This is a genomic window from Amycolatopsis sp. DG1A-15b (genome assembly GCF_030285645.1).
Taxonomy (GTDB): Bacteria; Actinomycetota; Actinomycetes; order Mycobacteriales; family Pseudonocardiaceae; genus Amycolatopsis.
Window position 1 is genome coordinate 9,275,885 of sequence record NZ_CP127296.1, and the last position, 17,561, is coordinate 9,293,445.

The following is a 17,561-nucleotide window of genomic DNA, read 5'->3' on the forward strand; positions in this document are numbered from 1 at the left end:
TTGTGTACCTTGGGACGCGTAAGGGGAGATATCTACTCCACATAGTCTTTTGATCACTTTCTGTGAGGACACTCCATGCCCGAGTCCACACTCGCCGTCGCGCCGCCGGGGGACGCGCGCGCCGGCGCAAACCCCCACCACGCCAGACGCTGGCTGATCCTGGTGATGATCGGCATCGCGCAGCTGATGGTCGTGCTGGACGCGACCGTCGTGAACATCGCGCTGCCCTCGGCCCAGCTCGACCTGGGCTTTTCCAATGACGCCCGGCAGTGGGTCGTCACGGCGTACGCGCTCGCGTTCGGCAGCCTGCTGCTGCTCGGCGGGCGGATCGCGGACCTCTTCGGCCGCAAGAACGCGCTGCTCGTCGGCCTGGCCGGCTTCGCCGCGGTGTCCGCGCTCGGGGGCTTCGCGACCAACATCGAGATGCTGCTGGTCGCCCGGGCGGCACAGGGCGTGTTCGGCGCGCTGCTCGCGCCCGCCACGCTTTCGCTGCTGACCACGACGTTCACCGACCCGAAGGAGCGCGGCCGCGCGTTCGGCGTGTTCGGTGCCATCGGCGGTGGCGGCGCGGCGGTCGGGCTGCTGCTCGGCGGCGTGCTCACCGAGTACCTCGACTGGCGCTGGTGCATGTTCGTCAACATCATCTTCGCCGTCATCGCGTTCGCCGGCAGCTCGGTGCTGCTGCGCAACCAGAAGGACGCCGGCCCGCGGCCGAAGCTCGACCTGCCGGGCACGCTGACGGCGTCGGCCGGCCTGTTCGCCCTGGTCTACGGCTTCGCCAACGCCGAGTCGGACTCGTGGTCTTCGGTGTCGGTCTGGGGCTTCCTGGCCGCGGGTGTGGTGCTGCTGGGCGTGTTCGTCTGGCTGCAGCAGCGCGTCGAACACCCGCTGCTGCCGCTGCGCGTGCTGCTCGACCGGGACCGCGGCGGTTCGTACCTGGCGATGTTCCTGCTCGCCATCGGGATGTTCGCGATCTTCCTGTTCCTGACGTTCTACGTGCAGCAGAACCTGCAGTTCACGCCGATCCAGAGCGGCCTCGGCTTCCTGCCGATGGTGGCGACGCTGATGCTGTCGGCCACGACGGCGACGGCCGTGCTGCTGCCGCGGTTCGGCCCGAGGCCGCTGGTGCCGACCGGCATGGCGGTCGCCGCCGCGGGCCTGTTCTGGCTGAGCGGCATCGGCCTGGACAGCACGTACGCCTCCGGCGTCCTCGGCCCGCTGCTGGTGATGGGCCTGGGCATCGGGCTGGCGATGGCGCCGGCGATGAGCGTCGCGACGTTCGGCGTCGAGGCCCACGACGCGGGCGTCGCGTCGGCCGCGGTCAACACGATGCAGCAGGTCGGCGGTTCGATCGGCACGGCGCTGCTGAGCACGCTGGCCGGCAACGCGGCAGCGGCCTACATCGCGGGCAAGACCCCGACGCCGCAGCTGGCGGCCGAGGCGTCGATCGAGAGCTACACGACGGCGTTCACCTGGGCCGCGGTGATCTACGTGGCGGGCGCGGTGCTCAGCGGCCTGCTGCTGCGCCCGGGCGTTCCGAAGGGCGAGGCGGCGCCCGGCGCCGTGCACATGTAGTTCCGGTCGCGTGAACGGGCCTCCTGCCGGGGAGGCCCGTTCACGTCACCAAGCCGTGCCGGTAGGCGTAGACGACGGCCTGGACGCGGTCGCGCAGGTCCAGCTTGGTGAGGATGCGCGACACGAACGTCTTGACGGTTTCCTGGCTGATCACGAGCCGTTCGGCGATTTCGCTGTTGGAGAGGCCGTCGGCGAGCAGCCGCAGGACCTCCAGCTCACGGGGGGTCAGCGGGACCTCCGGTGCGGCGCCCGGGACGGGCCGGATCCGGGCGGCGTGCCGGCCGACGAGGCGGCGCGTCACGTCCGGGTCCAGCAGCGCCGCGCCGGTGGCCACGGTCCGGATCCCGTGCAGCAGCCGGTCCGGCGGCGCGTCCTTGAGCAGGAACCCGCTCGCGCCCGCGCGCAGCGCTTCGTAGACGTACTCGTCGAGGTTGAACGTCGTCAGCACGAGCACCTTGACCGGGTGCGGCACCCCGGCCCCGGCCAGCAGGCGGGTGGCCTCGATGCCGTCGAGCACCGGCATGCGCACGTCCATCACGACGACGTCCGGGTGCAGCCGGCCGGCGAGGTCGACCGCGGCCCGCCCGTCCCCGCACTCGCCGACCACCTCGAAACCGGGCTGGGCGCCGATGATGGTCACCAGCCCGGTGCGGATCAGCATCTGGTCGTCGCAGACCAGGACCCGGATCGGCGCGCTCACGACGGGTTCCCGGTGGGGATCCGGGCGCACACGGTGAACCCGGCGCCGTCGCGGCCCGCGCTGAAATCGCCGCCCAGGACGCCGACTCGTTCCCGGAGCCCGGCGAGACCGCGGCCACTCCCGCCGGGCGATGTGCTCCCGGAACCGGCCGTGCTGACCGCCACGGCGATTTCGCGCTCGCCGTGGTGCACCTCCACCGAGGTGCGGCTGCCACGGGCGTGCTTGAGGGCGTTCGTCAGTGCTTCCTGCACGACCCGGTAGGCCACCAGGTCGGCGCTGCCGGCGGACTCCGCGGGCGTGCCCTCCTCGGTGAACTCCACCGGCTGCCCGGCCTGACGGGCGTGCTCGACGAGCGCGAGGAGCCCGCCGGGGGACGGTGTCCTGGTCTCCGGCCCGTGGTCGGGGTTGAGCAGGTCGAGCAGGTGCCGCAGGTCGGTGATGGCCCGCCGGCCGGTGTCGGTGATCGCGGTCAGCGTCCCGTCGAGCCGGTCCGGTGCGGCGGTCAGGTACCGGGCTGCCTCGGCCTGCACGACCATCGCCGTCACGTGGTGGGTGACGACGTCGTGGAGCTCACGGGCGATGCGGGTGCGTTCCGCGGCGAGCGCGTCCTCGGCGACGCGACGGCGGCGATCCGCTTCCGCCACCCGGGTGGAACGCAGCCACGCGCCGATGCCCCACGCGAACACCAGCAGGAGGTAGAACGTGCCGAACTCCACCACCGGCTCGGACCCGAACCGGAAGAGAACGACCGCAAGCAGCACGTACGCCGCGGAAAACAGCAGCGCGGTGGTGCGCCGGCGCCGGTCCAGGTAGGCGCCCGCGCTCACCAGGGCCACGGCCAGCGCGGTGCCCGCGGCCGAGTGGTAGCCGCGGAGCTGGTCGAGGGCGAAGCCGAGCGAGACCAGGGCGAGGCACAGCACCGGCCACCGCCTGCGCACGGCGAGCGGGAGGGTTTCGAGGAGGAGCACCCCGATGGCCGGTGCATCGAAGGGGCGTGTCGGCAGGCCGCCGAGCTCCGTCCCGTGGTTCCGCAGCGCGGGCACGAACGCCGATGCCAGGAACAGCAAGCCGAGCAGGAGATCGCGGAGCACGGGGTCCACCCGGCGCCAGCGCGCCAGGAGCCGCCGGTGATCGATCACGGGGCGAGTGTAGTGACGGTGTCGACCCGCTCGGCGCGCTTGGGGCGCGGGATCAGGTGGCCGCGCCGGCGGGCCAGCCACAGGAACGCGGTCGTCGCCAGGACGCAGAACAGCACCGAGTACAGGCTTCCTTCCGGACCGAAGGCGCCGCCGGTGACGATCGACGGCCCGGACGTCACGGCGTCCAGCAGTCCCTGCGGGGTGCCGTTGCCGGAGACCACGGTGCCGAAGATCCCGGCCCCGGCGAAGTTCCAGCCGAAGTGCAGGCCGATCGGCAGCCACAGCTTGCGCGTCGCGACGTACGCGGCGGTCAGCAGGCCACCGGCCTCGATCGCGATGGCGATGGCCCCCCACAGGGTCGCGTCGGGGTTGAACAGGTGCGAAAGCCCGAACAGCACCCCGGTCAGCACCAGGGCGATCCCGGTGCCGGTGCGTTCCTCGACGATCCGGAACAGGACGCCGCGGAACAGCAGCTCCTCCGTCACCGCGGCGGCGGCCATGAAGCCGACGAGGCCCGCCGCGCCCGCCACGGTGCCCCAGCCGCGGACCTCGTAGTCACCGAGGAGGGCGATGTTCGCGATGACCGCTCCGAAGAGCGCGATCCCGATCAGCACCCCGCGACCGGCCGCGAGCCCGGCACCCGGCCGAGCGAGCTCGGTGACCGGCCGGTGCTCGGTCCGCCGCACCACCCACCGGTAGACGGCGACCCCGGCCACCGCGGTCAGGACGCCGATGACCAAGGTGAGCCAGGGATTCGCGCCCACCACGGCGATACCTTGACTGCCGATGAACGCGACCGCCGCAACGGCCAGCAGCTGCCAGACGAGCCTCATGAGAACCCCTTCGCCGAATCCGCGGCCGATGTCCCGCGGCTGTGCTGAACGCTAGGGAGCCGGCGGCCGGGAATCGTCACCATCGGGGGGACACCTGCACGTAGCTCGCACGGGGGACGCTTGAACCTTTCCGGGCCTTCGCGCACTAGTAAGGGGGAGAAGGAGGGGTGGGGTGGCGAGAGACCTCGATTTCAGCGAGTACTTCGCCGCGCGCGTCCAGCGGTTCCGCCGCGTGGCGTTCGCGCTCTGCGGGGACTGGCACGCGGCCGAAGACTTGGTCCAGGCGATGTTCGTCCAGTTGTACCGGCGCTGGCGCCGGGTCCGGCCGGACACGGTCGACGCCTACGCGCGCCGCATCCTGCTGAACCTGTTCCTGGCCGGGCGCCGGGTTTCCGGACGCGAGTACGTGACGTCTTCGGTGCCGGAGGGGGAGTCGCCACCGGGCCGGGACACGTCGTTGCGGCTCGACGTGGAGCGAGCGCTGGCCGGGCTGACGCCCCGGCAGCGGGCGATGGTGGTGCTGCGGTTCCTCGAAGACCTTCCGGTGAGCGAAGTCGCGACGCTGCTGGGGATCGCGGAAGGAACGGTCAAGTCCCAGACGGCCCGCGGGGTCGAAGCGTTGCGGGCGGCCCTGCCGTCGCAGACCGGAGAGGAGTGGTGATGGAAGAGGTCCGGTCGTTGCTGACGGCGTACGTGACCGAGGACGAGCCCCCGATCGGCCTGTCCGGGGCCGCGGTGCTCGCCGCGGCCCGCCGGTCCCGCCGGCAGCACCTGCTCACGGCGGCGGTGGCCTCGGCCGTCATCGTGCTGGCCCTGGCGCTGGCGGTGGTGGTGCTGCCGCACCGGGACGACGTCGCGAACACGCCGTGCCCGGCGGCTTCGGACACGCGCGCGGCCCTGGTCGATCGGCTGAGCTGCGTGGTGGGGCGCGCGGTGCGCGCGCTGCTGCCGCCGGACGCGCAGATCACCCGGCTGACGATCCCGGGGGAGACCCCGCCGGCGGACCCGTTCCACCTGATCGCCGACCCGGCCGGGGACGCGCCCCGGGACGCGTTGTTCCACATGGGGGTCCGGGTGACCGACGCACGGGGTTCCGGGTCGGTGTACATCCTGATCGTGCCCAGCGGCAACTCGGGCGGCCCGCCGTGCGGTGATCCGGAGGAGATCCTTTGTCGCACCGAACCGACCCCGCAGGGCTTGTTGTGGTTGTCGACACTGCGCACCGGCGACGTCACGACCCACCGCGTGGCGCTGGGCGGACCGGAGGCGCAGGTGCAGTTCTGGTCGAACAACAGCGGGGTGCTGCAGCAGACGGGCGTCCACCTGCCGAAGCAGCGCCCGGAGCCGACGCTGACCCTCGAGCAGGTGCGGGGATTGGCGTTGACGCCGGGGATACGTTTGTGACGTGCTGGAACCGTGGGGGACCCTGCCGGACGGAGCGGTCGTCGCGTCCACAGTGGACGCTTTTGGCCGGGTGATCACGCTGTCCGCCGAAGGTGACCTGCGGGTGGACGGTACGTCGTGCGGCCGGGTCACCGACCCGGGCCGGTACCCGCTGATCGACACGGTGGGCGACGGCTTCGTCTTGGTGGACGCCCGATGCCGGACCCGGCCGGGTGCCGAGCCGCCGCGCAACGGCCGGATCCTCGATGGCACCGGCCGGGTCGTCACCGCGTTCCATGCCGGGGACGCGGTGGAAGCCCTGGTCGCCGGATCCGCCGGCGAGATCTGGACGAGCTACTTCGACGAGGCCTCGATTCGCGTCGGCGGTGCGAAGCGCTATCACCCGGGCCTGATCCGGTGGACCGCCGGAGGTGAACCGGCGTGGTGGGCGATCGACGACCCGGTCCGCCTCTCCTGGATGGACTGCTACGTGCTCAACGTCGGCGAGCGGCGGACCTGGGCCGTGCCGTACACCGAGGTCCCGCTCGTCGAGGTCGGCCGCGAGGGCATCCGCTCGGTCCGGCGGTCGCCGTTGCGGCGGCCGCGCGGCGTGGCCGTGTCCGGCGGCGATGCCGTCTTCCTGTCGGTGACCGGCAAGCACCCCGGCTACTCCTGGCACCTCGAGCCCGCGAGCCTGACCGGTGGCGAGGTCGTGCCCGGGCCGCCGGTTCCGCTCGGCCTCCCGGACGGCAGCGCCCCGATCCGGTGGGTCTGCCGGGGCAACCGGATGTGGCTGCAGGCCGGCCGCACCTGGTACGCGCTCGGGCTCTAGTGCCGCCGCGACCGCAGCTTCTCGATCACCTCGTCGTCCCAGCGGTGGGTGCGGATCAGCCGGTACCGCTCCGCCGCCACCCACATGTACGCCTCCGCGTCCGTCCGGTCGCCGATCAGGCCCGCCTGCCGCAGCATGCCCACCACCGGAACGAACTCCTCCTCGAACCAGCGCTGCGCCACGCTCGCCCGGTCGCAGAACTTGCCTTCGTCCTGCATCAGCCGGAAACCCCAGGCTTCCACGTGCTCGCCCAGTTTCGCGTAGTCCCACGGGTCCGACACGATCACCGACGCGCGCGCGTGGCCGGTCAGCGGGACGCGCTCCAGGAACAGCCGGCGGTAGTCCTTGACGATCAGGTCGCCCCGGTGGCGGATGCCGCTCGGGTCCAGTTTGGTGCGGACCACCGTCACCGATGCCTCTATTGTGGACAGTCCCTGGGCGATCGCCACCGAGACGCGGTGGTGGCCGTCGATGATGAAGTGCAGTTCGCCGACGCGGTAGACCTCGATCGGCGGGATCTCCTCGCCGCGGCGGGCGGCCAGGGCCAGGCGTTCCCAGCGCTCGCGGACGCGGGCCGACGTCGGGCGGAAGCGGCGGTCGAAGTCGCGGCTGCGGTCGACCGTGCCGGCGATCGACTCCAGCTTGATCACCCGCAGCCCGATCCGGTGCTCGCCGAGGTAGCCGAGCGCCTCCACCACCTCGTGGAACGGCAGCATGATGTTGACGTCGTCGGGCTCGCGGCGCAGCCACGTCGAAAGCCGCGAGAGCACCTGGCCCCGGCGCGCGCGGAGGAAGTCGTTCTCCGCGTCGGCGCGGGGGAATCCTGTCTCTTTCATGAGAACTCCATGATCCGGTGGCCCACGACGTTGCGGATCCGGGTCGCGCCGGCGACCCGGTCCGGCACCGGCTCGCCGTGCGGGTGGATGTGCCCGTGCAGCAGCCACTTCGGGCGCAGCGCCTCGATCGTGGAGTGCAGGCACTTGAACCCGCGGTGCGGCGGGTCCGGGCGGTCGCCCAGGTCGAGCGGCGGCGAGTGCGTCAGCAGGACGTCGACGTCGCGCCCGTCGCGCCACCGCCGCAGCCGGGCGCGCCGGACCAGGCCGCGGGCCCGCCGCGCCTGCTGGTGCTGCGTCCACTGGTTCGGCCCGTCGTTGTAGCGGATCGAGCCGCCGAGCCCGGCGAACCGCAGCCCGGCGACGTCGACGATCCGGCCGTCGGCGTTGATGCCGCCCGCCGGGCCGGGCCACACCGTGGGGAAACCGTCCTTCATGGACAGCCCGCCGTAGCGCGTGTAGCCGCTCAGGTCCGGGTCGTGGTTGCCGGGCACGAACACGCACGGGACGTCGAGCGCGCTCGCCAGGAACGCCAGGTAGTCGTAGGGCAGGTCGCCGGCGCCGATGACCAGGTCGACGGAGACGGCGCGGACCGCGTCGGTCCACAACCGCTCGTCGACCTCGTCGGAGACGACCAGCGCTTTCGGCATGGTCCCAGGGTACGACGCCGGGACGTCACTTCATGCCGTGCGCGAACCCCGGGTCGGCGACGATGACGAAAGTGATGACGAAGATCCAGACGAGGCTGAGCGCGAGCGCCCAGAACTTCAAGTTGGACAGCATGCGAGGCATCACGAATTCTCCGAATCCGGTGGGAAAGAAAGGGGACCTAGAGCCAGCCGTTCTTCCGGAATATTCGGTACAGCAACAGGCAGATCGCCAGGATCACGGTGATGACCAGCGGGTACCCGAACTTCCAGTGCAGCTCGGGCAGGTAGTCGAAGTTCATCCCGTAGATGCCCGCGATCATCGTCGGCACGGTGATGATCGCCGCCCACGACGTGATCTTGCGCATATCGGTGTTCTGCTGCAGCGAAATCTTCGCGACGGTCGCGTCGACCAGGGTGGACAGCAGTTCGTCGAACGCCGCGACCCGCTCGGACACGGTCGTGAGGTGGTCGGCGACGTCGCGGAAGTACGAGCGGACGTCGTCCGGCACCAGCCGCGTGTAGCCCTCGGCCAGGCGCTGGATCGGTGTGGCCAGCGGCATCACCGCCCGGCGCAGCTCGAGCACCTCCCGCTTCATCAGGTAGATCTGCTCGGCGCTGACCTGCGAGCGGGGCGCGAAGACCTGCGCCTCCATGACGTCGATGTCGTTCTCGATCCGGCCCGTGACGTCGAGGTAGTGGTCGACGACGTGGTCGGTGATCGCGTGCACGACCGCGGAGGGGCCCAGCTGCAGCCGCTCGGGGTCCTCGTCCAGGTCGCGGCGCAGCCGCGCCAGCCCCGAGTGGTTCCCGTGCCGCACGGTGATCACGAAGTCGCGGCCGAGGAACACCATCAGCTCGCCGGTCTCGACGATCTCGTTCGCCGTCGTCGGCGACTCGTGCTCGACGTACCGCACGGTCTTGACCACCAGGAACAGCGTGTCGTCGTAGCGTTCCAGCTTCGGCCGCTGGTGCGCTTCGAGTGCGTCCTCGACCGCCAGCTCGTGCAGGCCGAACGTGTCCGCGACGCCCTGGATCTGCTGGGCGTCCGGCTCGTGCAGGCCGATCCAGACGAACCCTTCGTGCCGCTTCCGGACCTCCTTGATCGCCTCGGAGTGGGTCCAGCGGCCGGGCAGGCGCTCACCGCCGACGTACACCGCGCAATCGACGACGTACGCGGACAGCGGCACCGGAACCGGGCGGACCGGCACGGTGCCCTTGTTGCCGCGGCCGCGAAGGCCGCCGAGCGAGGGAATGGCAGGCATGGGATCTCCTGGTGTCGTGCGTGGTCGTGCGAGACGACGGACCAGGGGCGGAAATGCGTCCGCCCGGCGACACACCAGCGTTCCCGGGGGAGAGAAGGCCTACCGAGAGATGAGCCGGCCGGCCGGTGAGGTGGGAACGCTGGGACTACTAGGGAGCGGACTATCGCCACTACTCATCGGGTTCCTCACCTCCTTCGGGCCGGGTGCGACAGTGGTGGGGCTCGCGTTGACGCGCGAACACCGATGGTTGAGGGTACTCCTCACTACGGATGCGTGTCGTACCAGCCTCACGCGGTGTTACGCGACTAGGAGAGACGAGTGCAGTTCGGTCGGTACTACGAGGAGTTCGAGGTCGGTGCGGTCTACAAGCACTGGCCGGGCAAAACGGTCACCGAATACGACGACCACCTGTTCTGCCTGATCACCATGAACCACCACCCGCTGCACCTCGACGCGCACTACGCGGAAGAGACGACCGACTTCGGCAAGAACGTCGTCGTCGGCAACTACGTCTACTCGCTGCTGCTCGGGATGTCGGTGCCCGACGTCTCCGGCAAGGCCATCGCGAACCTCGAGGTCGAATCGCTCAAGCACGTCAAGCCGACCTTCCACGGCGACACGATCTACGGCGAGACCGAGGTGCTCGACAAGACGCCGTCGAAGTCCAAGGACGACCGCGGCGTGGTGTACGTCGAGACGCGCGGCTACAAGCAGGACGGCCTGATCGTGTGCACTTTCCGGCGGAAGGTGATGGTGCCGAAGCGCTCGTACGGGGAGACTCGGGGCGGGGAGCAGCCGGGCCGGCCGGTGCCGCACGAATGAGGCTCTGATGGACCTGGACAGGATCAAGGGGATACTCCGCAAGTTCGCGGAAGTCGAGGCCCGCGGGGTCTCGCCGCTGTACGAACACCTGGCACTGCAGGCCGCCGCGGACGACGACGTCGCGGGGCTGCTGTCGGTCGCGCGCGACGGCGAGGTGCGCGCGACGCTGCTGATGGCGGTCGCACACCGCCTCGTGCAGGCCGACCCCATCCACCCGCTTTCGCGCTACTACCCGTCGCTGGGCGGCTTCGACGGCGTCGACTCGGAGACCTGGCCGCTGTTCCGGTCGTTCCTGCTGGAGCGGTCCGAGAAGGCCCGGGCCCTGATTTCGGCGCGCTACACCCAGACGAACGAGGTCCGCCGGGCGGCGTTGCTGTACCCGGGCGTCGCGCGGGCGGTCCGCGAAGCGGGCGGGAAGGTTTCGCTGCTGGAGGTCGGCTGCAGCGCGGGGTTGCTGCTGGGTCTGGACCGGTTCGGCTACCGCTACCAGTGCGACGGCGGCGACCAGCTGACGGCGGGGCCGGCCAAGGCGGCGGTCGGGTTGCACTGCGCGCTCGACCTGGCGCCGGGTGCGGTGGTGCCGAAGCTGCCGAAGAAGCTGGCGCTGCTCGACCGGGCGGGCCTCGACCGGGCACCGGTGGACCTGTCGGACGAGGACGAGCTGGCGTGGCTGGAGGCGTGCGTCTGGGCCGACCAGCCGGACCGCATCAGGCTGTTGCGCACCGCGGCGGCCGAGCAGTCGAAGCACCGGCCGCGGTTGATCACCGGGGACGGGGTCGACGACCTGGCTCCGGCGGCGGAGTCGCTGGACGGGCCGCTGGTGGTGCTGACGAGCCACACACTGGCGTACTTCCCGGCCGAGAAGCGGGCGGCGTTCGTCTCGGCGTTGGCCGAGCTGGCTTCTTCGCGGCCGGTGTGGTGGGTTTCGGAGGAGTTCTACGGGGCCGGGCTGGAGCTCGTACTGCCGGGCCGCGACGACCTTCCAGGCGCCGACGGGCTCGCGACACTGGGCGTGGTGCGGTGGGAAGACGGGAAGGCGGAGGCGCACGCGTTGGCTCGGACCGCGCCGCACGGGCAGCGGATGACCTGGTTGCCGCTGTAGTCAGGCCTCCGGGAGCGCATTCCAGTCGCGGAGAGTGACGTAGAGGAGCTCCACGAGCTCCCCGGCGGCTTCCAGCGCGGCAAGGTCTGCCGCATCGGACCAACGCGCCTCCGATGCGTCGTCACCAGCGGTGAGAACGCCGCCCTCGACCTCGCAGGCGTAGTCGAAGATTTCGTACGGCCCCCGCCGTGCCGTTCCGACCAGTGTGCCCGGAATCACGTCCAGTCCCGTCTCCTCGAAAAGCTCCCGGACCACGGCCTCTTTGTCCGTTTCGCCCGGTTCGACTCGGCCGCCCGGCAGCGACCATTGCCCCGAACCGGGGTTGTTCAAGCGCCGGATGAGCAGCAAACGGCCGTACGCGTCGAACGCGATCCCGCCGACACAGCGGATCGTGGTGCTGGTGAGACCCTCCATGTCCCGAAGGGTAGACGTTACCGAGGTGAAAACCGATGTCCTGTACACGGAGAGTAGCCGTACGGTACACTTCGGACCGCGGGCTGACCCAAGCGCGGGACTTTCCTCCCCTGCGCCTGTTCAGTGCGGTACAACGTAAAACGTCAGGATCTCAGCTGTTGTCCGGTGTCACCGTAAGAGACGGGATTTGATCGCGGTGAACGTGAAGAAGATTGCGGGCCTCGCCGGTATCGCGTTGGTGCTGTTCTTCGTCATCGCCCAGCCTGGGCAGGCTGCCGGCCTCGTCGGCAACATCATCGACTTCCTCCGTAGCTCGGCCGAATCGGTGATCACCTTCGTCAGCAACGTGTTCAAGGGCTGATCGCGGGGTTACCCTCGAACCATGTTCGCGCCACGCGATCCCGACGAGTACCTCCTCGACACCGAGCGGCGGGTCATCAGGATCCGCCGCCACTGGGCGGTGCTCCTCTGGGACACCTTCGAGGCGGCCGCCCTGCTGGCCGTCTGCGTCCTGGTGTCCTACCTGCTGCCGCCGGCGCTGTACATCGGCCAGAACATCCTCTGGTACGTCGCGCTGCTCGTCGTCCTGCGGTTCGCCTACGTGGTGATGGAGTGGTGGGTCGAGCGCCTGGTGGTCACCGACAAGCGGTTCGTCATGACCACCGGGGTGTTCACCACCAAGGTGCTGATGATGCCGATCAGCAAGGTCACCGACCTCAGCTACGTCCGCACGGCCACCGGCCGCATGATGGGCTACGGCACGATGGTGGTCGAGTCCGCCGGTCAGATCCAGGCGCTGAACAAGATCGACTTCCTGCCGCGGCCCGAAGAGTTCTACGACACGATCTCCGAGCTGGTCTTCGGCGACAAGCAGAAGCAGGCCGAACGCTTCTCGATGATCAAGGCTCAGCGGGCCGCCCGGGGCAAGAAGCCAGTCGGCTGAGCCGTCCCGCCGCGCGTGTGACGTAGCGCATCGTCGACAATGGACACGATGCGCATCGACCTGCACGCCCATTCCACCGCTTCCGACGGCACCGACACGCCGGCCGGGCTCGTCGCCGCGGCCGCGAAAGCCGGGCTCGACGTCGTCGCGATCACCGACCACGACACCACCGCGGGATGGGCGCCCGCCTCCGAAGCGGTGTCACCCGGCCTGACGCTGGTCCCCGGCGCCGAGCTGTCCACGGTGTCGATCGACCCCGGGACCGGCCGGCAGATCAGCGTCCACCTGCTCGCCTACCTCTTCGACCCGACGTCCGAGCCCATCGTCACCGAGCAGACCCGGCTGCGGCTCGAGCGCCGCACGCGGCTGCGGCGGATGGCCGAGCGGATGGCCGCCGACGGCCTCCCGATCGACGCCGACGAGATCTTCGGCCTGCTGCCCGAGGACTCCCCGCCCGGGCGTCCCCACCTGGCCCAGGCGCTGGTCCGGGCCGGGCTGGTCAAGTCCGTCGACGAGGCCTTCGCCGACTACCTCAGCCCCCGTCGCGGGTACTACGTCGCCCGCCGTGACACGCCGGTCGAGGAAGCCATCGACATGATCGCCGCGGCCGGCGGCGTCACGGTGATCGCGCACCCCTTCGCCTTCAGCCGCGGTGCCACGATCAGCGAGGACACCCTCGCCGGGCTGGCCGCGCGCGGGCTCACCGGCGTCGAGGCCGACCACCCCAACCACGACGCGCCGACGCGCGCCCGCACCCGTGAGCTGGCCGGCGAACTCGGCCTGCTCGTCACCGGGTCCAGCGACTACCACGGCACCAACAAGACGATCGCGCTCGGCGAGTGCACCACCGACCCCGGGCAGTTCGAGGAACTCACTTCGCGTGCGTCGGGGTTCCAGGTCGTGAAGGGCTGACATGGCGCTCTTCGACGCGAAACTGTTCATGAGTGCGACGATCACCCTGATCGTCATCATGGACCCGCCCGGCACCGTGCCGGTGTTCCTCAGCCTCGTCGGCCGCAAGCCGGTGGCGACCCGGGCGCGCGCCGCCCGGCAGGCCGTCCTGGTGTCGCTGCTGGTCATCAGCCTGTTCGCGGTCGCGGGCCAGGCGATCCTGGCCTACCTCGGCATCGGCATCCCCGCGCTGCAGGGCGCGGGCGGCCTGTTGCTCCTGCTGATCGCGCTGCAGCTGCTCACCAGCAACGGCCACGAAACCGAGGCGGCGGCCGAGGACGTCAACGTCGCGCTCGTGCCGCTCGGCACCCCGCTGCTGGCCGGGCCCGGCGCGATCGCCGCGACCATCGTGTTCGTCCGGCAGGCCGACGGGCACATCGGCGCGTACATCGCCCTGGCGCTCGCGATCGTCACCACCCACTTCGTCATCTACCTCTGCATGCGCTACTCCGGCCTCGTCATCCGGCTGATCAAGGAAAGCGGCATCACGCTGCTGGCCAAGGTGGCCGGCCTGCTGCTCGCGGCCATCGCCGTGGAGCTCGTGGCGAACTCCGTCCGCGGGTTCATCTCCGGCGCCGGCTGACCGGTGCGCTGAGACGCCCACCCGGGTTGTCCTGCCGGACAGGATCCAGCCGGTCCGTTGACATCGTTGGCACCGCTCCCGCAGCCTGAAGCTCAGCTCAGCGTTTGAAACGATTCAACCGCCTTGCGGAGGCCTCGATGAAGTGGCTCAGAGCAGTCCTGCCGATCACGGTGCTGGTGGCGAGCGGCGTGGTCGCCGCGCCCGCCGACGCCGCGCCCGGCTGGCAGAAGTACGTCGTCGCACCGGCGAGCCGGGACGTCCGGCCGGTGAAGGTGCTGTCCACCACCGGAGACGTCACCAACGCGAACGGCCTGCTCGGTCGCGGAGTGGCGACGTTCAAGCGGCAGGCGCCGCCGCCGAAGCCGGTGTGGCCCGCGGGCACCACCGCGGCCGCGTCGTCGTTCCACGCGCCGAACAACGGCGGGAACGGCCAGCCCCGCACCTATGTCCCCGGCAACGCCGTCGACGGCAACACGGAGACGTTCTGGAACGACGACACGATCGGCGCCTACCCCGACGTCCTGACGATCACCGCGGGCGCGCCGGTCGCGGTGCCCGGCGTCACCATTTTGTCCAATGTGGACGGCGTGCCGCAGGACTTCACGGTCGAGGTCCTGGACGCGGGCGCGTGGCGGGTGGCCGCCACGGTCAGCGGCAACACGGCCGTGCAGCGGGCGGTCACCTTCGACCGGCCGGTGACGGCCGCGCAGGTCCGGATCACCGTGACCAAGGACCAGAACACCCCGTCCGGGGAGTTCAGCCGCGTCGCCGAGGTGTGGCCCGGCGTGGTCGCCGACCCGCCGGTGCCGACCGCCGTCGTCGACTTCGGCAAGGTTGTCGCGGGCTACCCGAAGATCGCGTTCGCGGGCGCGTCGGCGAACCGGCCGGGCGTCCGGCTGGCGTTCTCGGAGACCCTGCAGTACCTGGGCGAACGGTCCGACTTCACCCGCTCGGACTTCTCCGGCGGGCCGGGCACCGACCAGTACGCCGTGCCTTCGGCGCCGACGGTGTGGCGGGACACCAAGGGCTGCGCTGCGGGCACGCAGGTGTGCGCGGACGGCCTGCACGGCTTCCGCTACCTGCGGATCAGCCTCGACGCGCTGGCGTCGGACGCGCCGTTGGCCCAGCCGTCCGGTGAGGTGCGGATCAGCGGCGTCTCGCTCGACTTCACGCCGTTCCTCGGCACGCCGTCGACCTACCGCGGCTGGTTCGAGTCGTCCGACGAAGACCTCAACAAGTACTGGTACGCGGCGTCCTACACGAACGAGCTCGGCATGGACACCTTCCGGGAGTCCGATGTGGACCCCCGCGGTGCGTTCTCGCCGTCGCTGGACGGGAAGCTGGTGCTGCACGACGGCGCGAAGCGCGACCGGGACCCGTACGTCGGCGACGTCGCGGTCTCCGGCCTGACCCAGTACCTGACGCACCAGGACGGCACGGCGGCGAAGAACGTCCTCGCCGACCTGGCCGACCACCAGCGCGCGGACGGCTGGATCCCGCCCGCGTCGATCAACGGCTACACGCTGCCGCTGTTCGACTATCCGCTCTGGTGGGTGACTTCGAGCTGGGACTACGTCCTCTACACGGGCGACACCGCGTACGCGTCTTCGTACTACTCGCACCTCGTGAAGACGCTCGACAGCTGGTATCCGTCGGTGACCGATTCGCGCGGGTTGCTCGCGAAGGGCCTCAACGGCACCGGCGGTTACGGCGACTACGCGTTCCTGCCGCGCACCGGCGAAGTGACGTACTACAACGCGTTGTACGTGCGGGCGCTTCAAGGCGCTGCCGGCCTGGCGCGCGCAACGGGGCACCCGGCCGACGCGGATCGGTGGCTCTCGCGCGCTTCGGGCGTCTCGGCGGCGGTGAACCAGTACTTGTGGGACCCGGCGGCGGGCGCATACCTCGACTCGGCGACGGGCGCGGTGCGCCACGGCCAGGACGGCAACAGCCACGCGATCCTCGCCGGGATCGCTTCACCCGCGCAGGCCACTTCGGCGCTGGCGCGGCTTGCGGCGGGTGCGCTGCCGTACGGGAACCCGTTCATGGACAACGACACTTTGGTCGGCGACGGCACGAAGCGCGTGTACGCGTTCACGTCGTTCCCCGAGCTGCAGGCGCGGTTCCGGACCGGGCAGACGGCGTCCGCGATCGACCAGATCAAGCGGATGTACGGCTGGATGGCCACGCACGACCCGGGCATCACGGCCTGGGAGGGCATCGGCGAGGGCGGCTCGCACTACGAGCAGGGGTACACCTCGGCCGCGCACGGCTGGTCCACCGGGGTCGTGCCGGCGCTGACGAACGAGCTGCTGGGCGTCTCGCCGACGTCGCCGGGCTTCGCGACCTGGACGGTTTCGCCGCATCCGGGCCCGGTTTCGTGGGCGCGGGGAGCGGTGCCGACGCCGAAGGGCGCGTTGTCGGCTTCGTGGTCTCAGCAGGGGCCGGTGTTTTCGCTGACGGTGAGCGCGCCGCGGGGAACGTCCGGCTCGCTGGTGGTGCCCGGGGGTCGGCTCGTGCTGCTGGACGGGCGTCCGCTGCGCGCCGCGGGGCCGCTGACCGTTTCCGGTGGCACGCACACGGTCCTGGTCGTGCGATAGCCCGGCTTTCCGCGCGGGGCGAGCTCGCCCCGCGCGGAAAGTGTCGGTGGTGGTGCGTAGCGTGGGCGGCGTGAAGGAGCAGATGGGCTTCGACTTCGGCGTGGCGCAACCGGTGCGGCTCACGAAGGTCTCGCCGGCACGGCTGGCGACCTTCGACGACTGCCCGCGCCGGTACCGCCTCGCCTACCTCGAACGGCCGACCCCGCAGCGCACCGGGCCGTGGGCGCACAGCACGCTGGGCGCGGTGGTGCACAACGCGCTGCGGGCGCTGTTCGACCTGCCCGTGCTCAAGCGGGTGCCGCAGCGCGCGGTGGCGCTGGTGTCCGAGTTCTGGAAGGACGCGGGCTTCGAGAGTGACGAGCAGGCGGCGCGGTACCGGGCGCGGGCCAAGGGGTGGGTGGCGGAGTACGTCGAGGACAACGACGTTTCGCACGATCCGGTGGGCCTGGAGCGCTGGGTGTCGGCGCCGGTGAGCTCGACGCCGGGGGAGCGGCCGTCGATGATCATCGAGGGCCGCGCGGACCGGATCGACGCGCGTGAGGGCGCGCTGGTGATCGTGGACTACAAGACGGGCCGCCGGCCGCCGGACGAGTACGAGGCCCGGGCGTCGCAAGCGCTCGCGCTGTACGCGGTGGCGGGGGCGCGGACGTTGCGGATGCCGTGCACGACGGTGGAGCTGCACCACCTGCCGACGGGCACGATCGCGGCGGCGGAGCACACCCCGGAGAGCTTGCAACGGCACTTGCACCGCGCGGAAGAGACCGCCGGAGACCTGCGGCTGGCCACGGATACCCTGGACGCGGGCGGCGACGGGGACGTGCTGTTCCCGCCCCGCCCGGACCGGCGGTGCGCCTGGTGCGACTTCAGGCCGAGCTGCCCGGCGGGCCAGGAGGCGGCCCCGGCGGCGCAGCCCTGGGACCTGCTCGCGCCCTGAACGGG

General features: G+C 70.9%; 19 protein-coding genes. 12 read left to right on the top strand and 7 right to left on the bottom strand.

What is annotated here, in order from left to right; all coding sequences use genetic code 11:
* Positions 1-75: 75 nt before the first annotated feature.
* The gene (locus QRY02_RS43180; RefSeq protein WP_285988458.1) at positions 76-1,575 is read left to right on the top strand and encodes an MFS transporter; all 1,500 of its coding nucleotides are present in this window, start codon (positions 76-78) and stop codon (positions 1,573-1,575) included.
* Between the two features lie 40 nt (positions 1,576-1,615).
* Here QRY02_RS43180 and QRY02_RS43185 read toward each other — a convergent pair whose 3' ends face one another.
* Genes QRY02_RS43185 through QRY02_RS43195 form a run of 3 tightly spaced genes read right to left on the bottom strand, consistent with a single transcriptional unit; the run spans position 1,616 to position 4,247 of the window.
* A complete protein-coding gene (locus tag QRY02_RS43185) occupies positions 1,616-2,275 on the bottom strand; it encodes a response regulator (protein ID WP_285988459.1) in 660 nt (219 codons plus the stop codon).
* On the bottom strand, positions 2,272-3,414 hold the full coding sequence (locus tag QRY02_RS43190) for a sensor histidine kinase (protein WP_285988460.1): 1,143 nt from the start codon (positions 3,412-3,414) through the stop codon (positions 2,272-2,274). The genes QRY02_RS43185 and QRY02_RS43190 overlap by 4 nt, the downstream gene beginning before the upstream one ends.
* Positions 3,411-4,247, bottom strand: a complete 837-nt coding sequence (locus QRY02_RS43195) for a CPBP family intramembrane glutamic endopeptidase (RefSeq protein ID WP_285988461.1) — start codon at positions 4,245-4,247, stop codon at positions 3,411-3,413. Before QRY02_RS43195 ends, QRY02_RS43190 begins: the two co-directional genes overlap by 4 nt.
* 172 nt (positions 4,248-4,419) lie before the next feature.
* On the opposite strand from QRY02_RS43195, the gene QRY02_RS43200 reads away from it, so the two are divergent.
* The 3 genes from QRY02_RS43200 to QRY02_RS43210 are packed head-to-tail and all read left to right on the top strand — an operon-like array spanning position 4,420 to position 6,462.
* Positions 4,420-4,908: a SigE family RNA polymerase sigma factor gene (locus QRY02_RS43200; protein ID WP_285988462.1), complete on the top strand. Its 489-nt coding sequence runs from the start codon at positions 4,420-4,422 to the stop codon at positions 4,906-4,908.
* Positions 4,908-5,651, top strand: coding sequence for a hypothetical protein (locus QRY02_RS43205; RefSeq protein ID WP_285988463.1), 744 nt, complete (start codon positions 4,908-4,910; stop codon positions 5,649-5,651). The genes QRY02_RS43200 and QRY02_RS43205 overlap by 1 nt, the downstream gene beginning before the upstream one ends.
* 1 nt (position 5,652) lies before the next feature.
* Positions 5,653-6,462 carry a hypothetical protein gene (locus tag QRY02_RS43210; RefSeq protein WP_285988464.1) on the top strand — a complete coding sequence of 270 codons (810 nt, stop codon included), beginning with the start codon at positions 5,653-5,655 and terminating at the stop codon, positions 6,460-6,462.
* On the opposite strand, the gene QRY02_RS43215 is transcribed toward QRY02_RS43210, so the two are convergent.
* From QRY02_RS43215 to corA, 3 genes are all read right to left on the bottom strand, one after another.
* Positions 6,459-7,298 (bottom strand): chromosome partitioning protein ParB, encoded by an 840-nt coding sequence (locus QRY02_RS43215; RefSeq protein ID WP_285988465.1) that lies wholly within the window; start codon positions 7,296-7,298, stop codon positions 6,459-6,461. The two genes, QRY02_RS43210 and QRY02_RS43215, sit on opposite strands and share 4 nt — an antisense overlap.
* Positions 7,295-7,945, bottom strand: a complete 651-nt coding sequence (locus QRY02_RS43220) for a metallophosphoesterase family protein (RefSeq protein WP_285988466.1) — start codon at positions 7,943-7,945, stop codon at positions 7,295-7,297. The genes QRY02_RS43215 and QRY02_RS43220 overlap by 4 nt, the downstream gene beginning before the upstream one ends.
* A 179-nt stretch (positions 7,946-8,124) precedes the next feature.
* Positions 8,125-9,207, bottom strand: coding sequence for a magnesium/cobalt transporter CorA (gene corA / locus QRY02_RS43225; RefSeq protein ID WP_285988467.1), 1,083 nt, complete (start codon positions 9,205-9,207; stop codon positions 8,125-8,127).
* 318 nt (positions 9,208-9,525) lie between these two features.
* Here corA and QRY02_RS43230 point away from each other — a divergent pair, with 318 nt between their 5' ends.
* Positions 9,526-10,029 (top strand): MaoC family dehydratase, encoded by a 504-nt coding sequence (locus QRY02_RS43230; protein ID WP_013223004.1) that lies wholly within the window; start codon positions 9,526-9,528, stop codon positions 10,027-10,029.
* A 7-nt stretch (positions 10,030-10,036) separates the two neighbouring features.
* Complete coding sequence (locus QRY02_RS43235) at positions 10,037-11,131, top strand: DUF2332 domain-containing protein (protein ID WP_285988468.1); 1,095 nt, start codon at positions 10,037-10,039, stop codon at positions 11,129-11,131.
* Here the strand turns inward: QRY02_RS43235 and QRY02_RS43240 are convergent, their stop codons facing one another.
* The gene (locus tag QRY02_RS43240; protein WP_285988469.1) at positions 11,132-11,545 is read right to left on the bottom strand and encodes an NUDIX hydrolase; all 414 of its coding nucleotides are present in this window, start codon (positions 11,543-11,545) and stop codon (positions 11,132-11,134) included. It abuts the gene before it with no gap.
* Between the two features lie 196 nt (positions 11,546-11,741).
* On the opposite strand from QRY02_RS43240, the gene QRY02_RS43245 reads away from it, so the two are divergent.
* From QRY02_RS43245 to QRY02_RS43270, 6 genes are all read left to right on the top strand, one after another.
* The gene (locus tag QRY02_RS43245; RefSeq protein WP_162146229.1) at positions 11,742-11,906 is read left to right on the top strand and encodes a hypothetical protein; all 165 of its coding nucleotides are present in this window, start codon (positions 11,742-11,744) and stop codon (positions 11,904-11,906) included.
* Positions 11,907-11,927: 21 nt separating this feature from the next.
* A complete protein-coding gene (locus QRY02_RS43250) occupies positions 11,928-12,488 on the top strand; it encodes a PH domain-containing protein (RefSeq protein WP_003095467.1) in 561 nt (186 codons plus the stop codon).
* A 48-nt stretch (positions 12,489-12,536) separates the two neighbouring features.
* Positions 12,537-13,400, top strand: coding sequence for a PHP domain-containing protein (locus QRY02_RS43255; RefSeq protein ID WP_502874167.1), 864 nt, complete (start codon positions 12,537-12,539; stop codon positions 13,398-13,400).
* Between the two features lies 1 nt (position 13,401).
* Positions 13,402-14,022 (top strand): MarC family protein, encoded by a 621-nt coding sequence (locus tag QRY02_RS43260; protein WP_285988471.1) that lies wholly within the window; start codon positions 13,402-13,404, stop codon positions 14,020-14,022.
* A gap of 137 nt (positions 14,023-14,159) precedes the next feature.
* Positions 14,160-16,622, top strand: a complete 2,463-nt coding sequence (locus QRY02_RS43265) for an alpha-L-rhamnosidase-related protein (protein WP_285988472.1) — start codon at positions 14,160-14,162, stop codon at positions 16,620-16,622.
* Positions 16,623-16,704: 82 nt separating this feature from the next.
* Entirely contained in the window at positions 16,705-17,556 is an 852-nt protein-coding gene (locus QRY02_RS43270; protein WP_285994086.1) for a RecB family exonuclease, read from the top strand.
* The last annotated feature ends 5 nt before the right edge of the window (positions 17,557-17,561 follow it).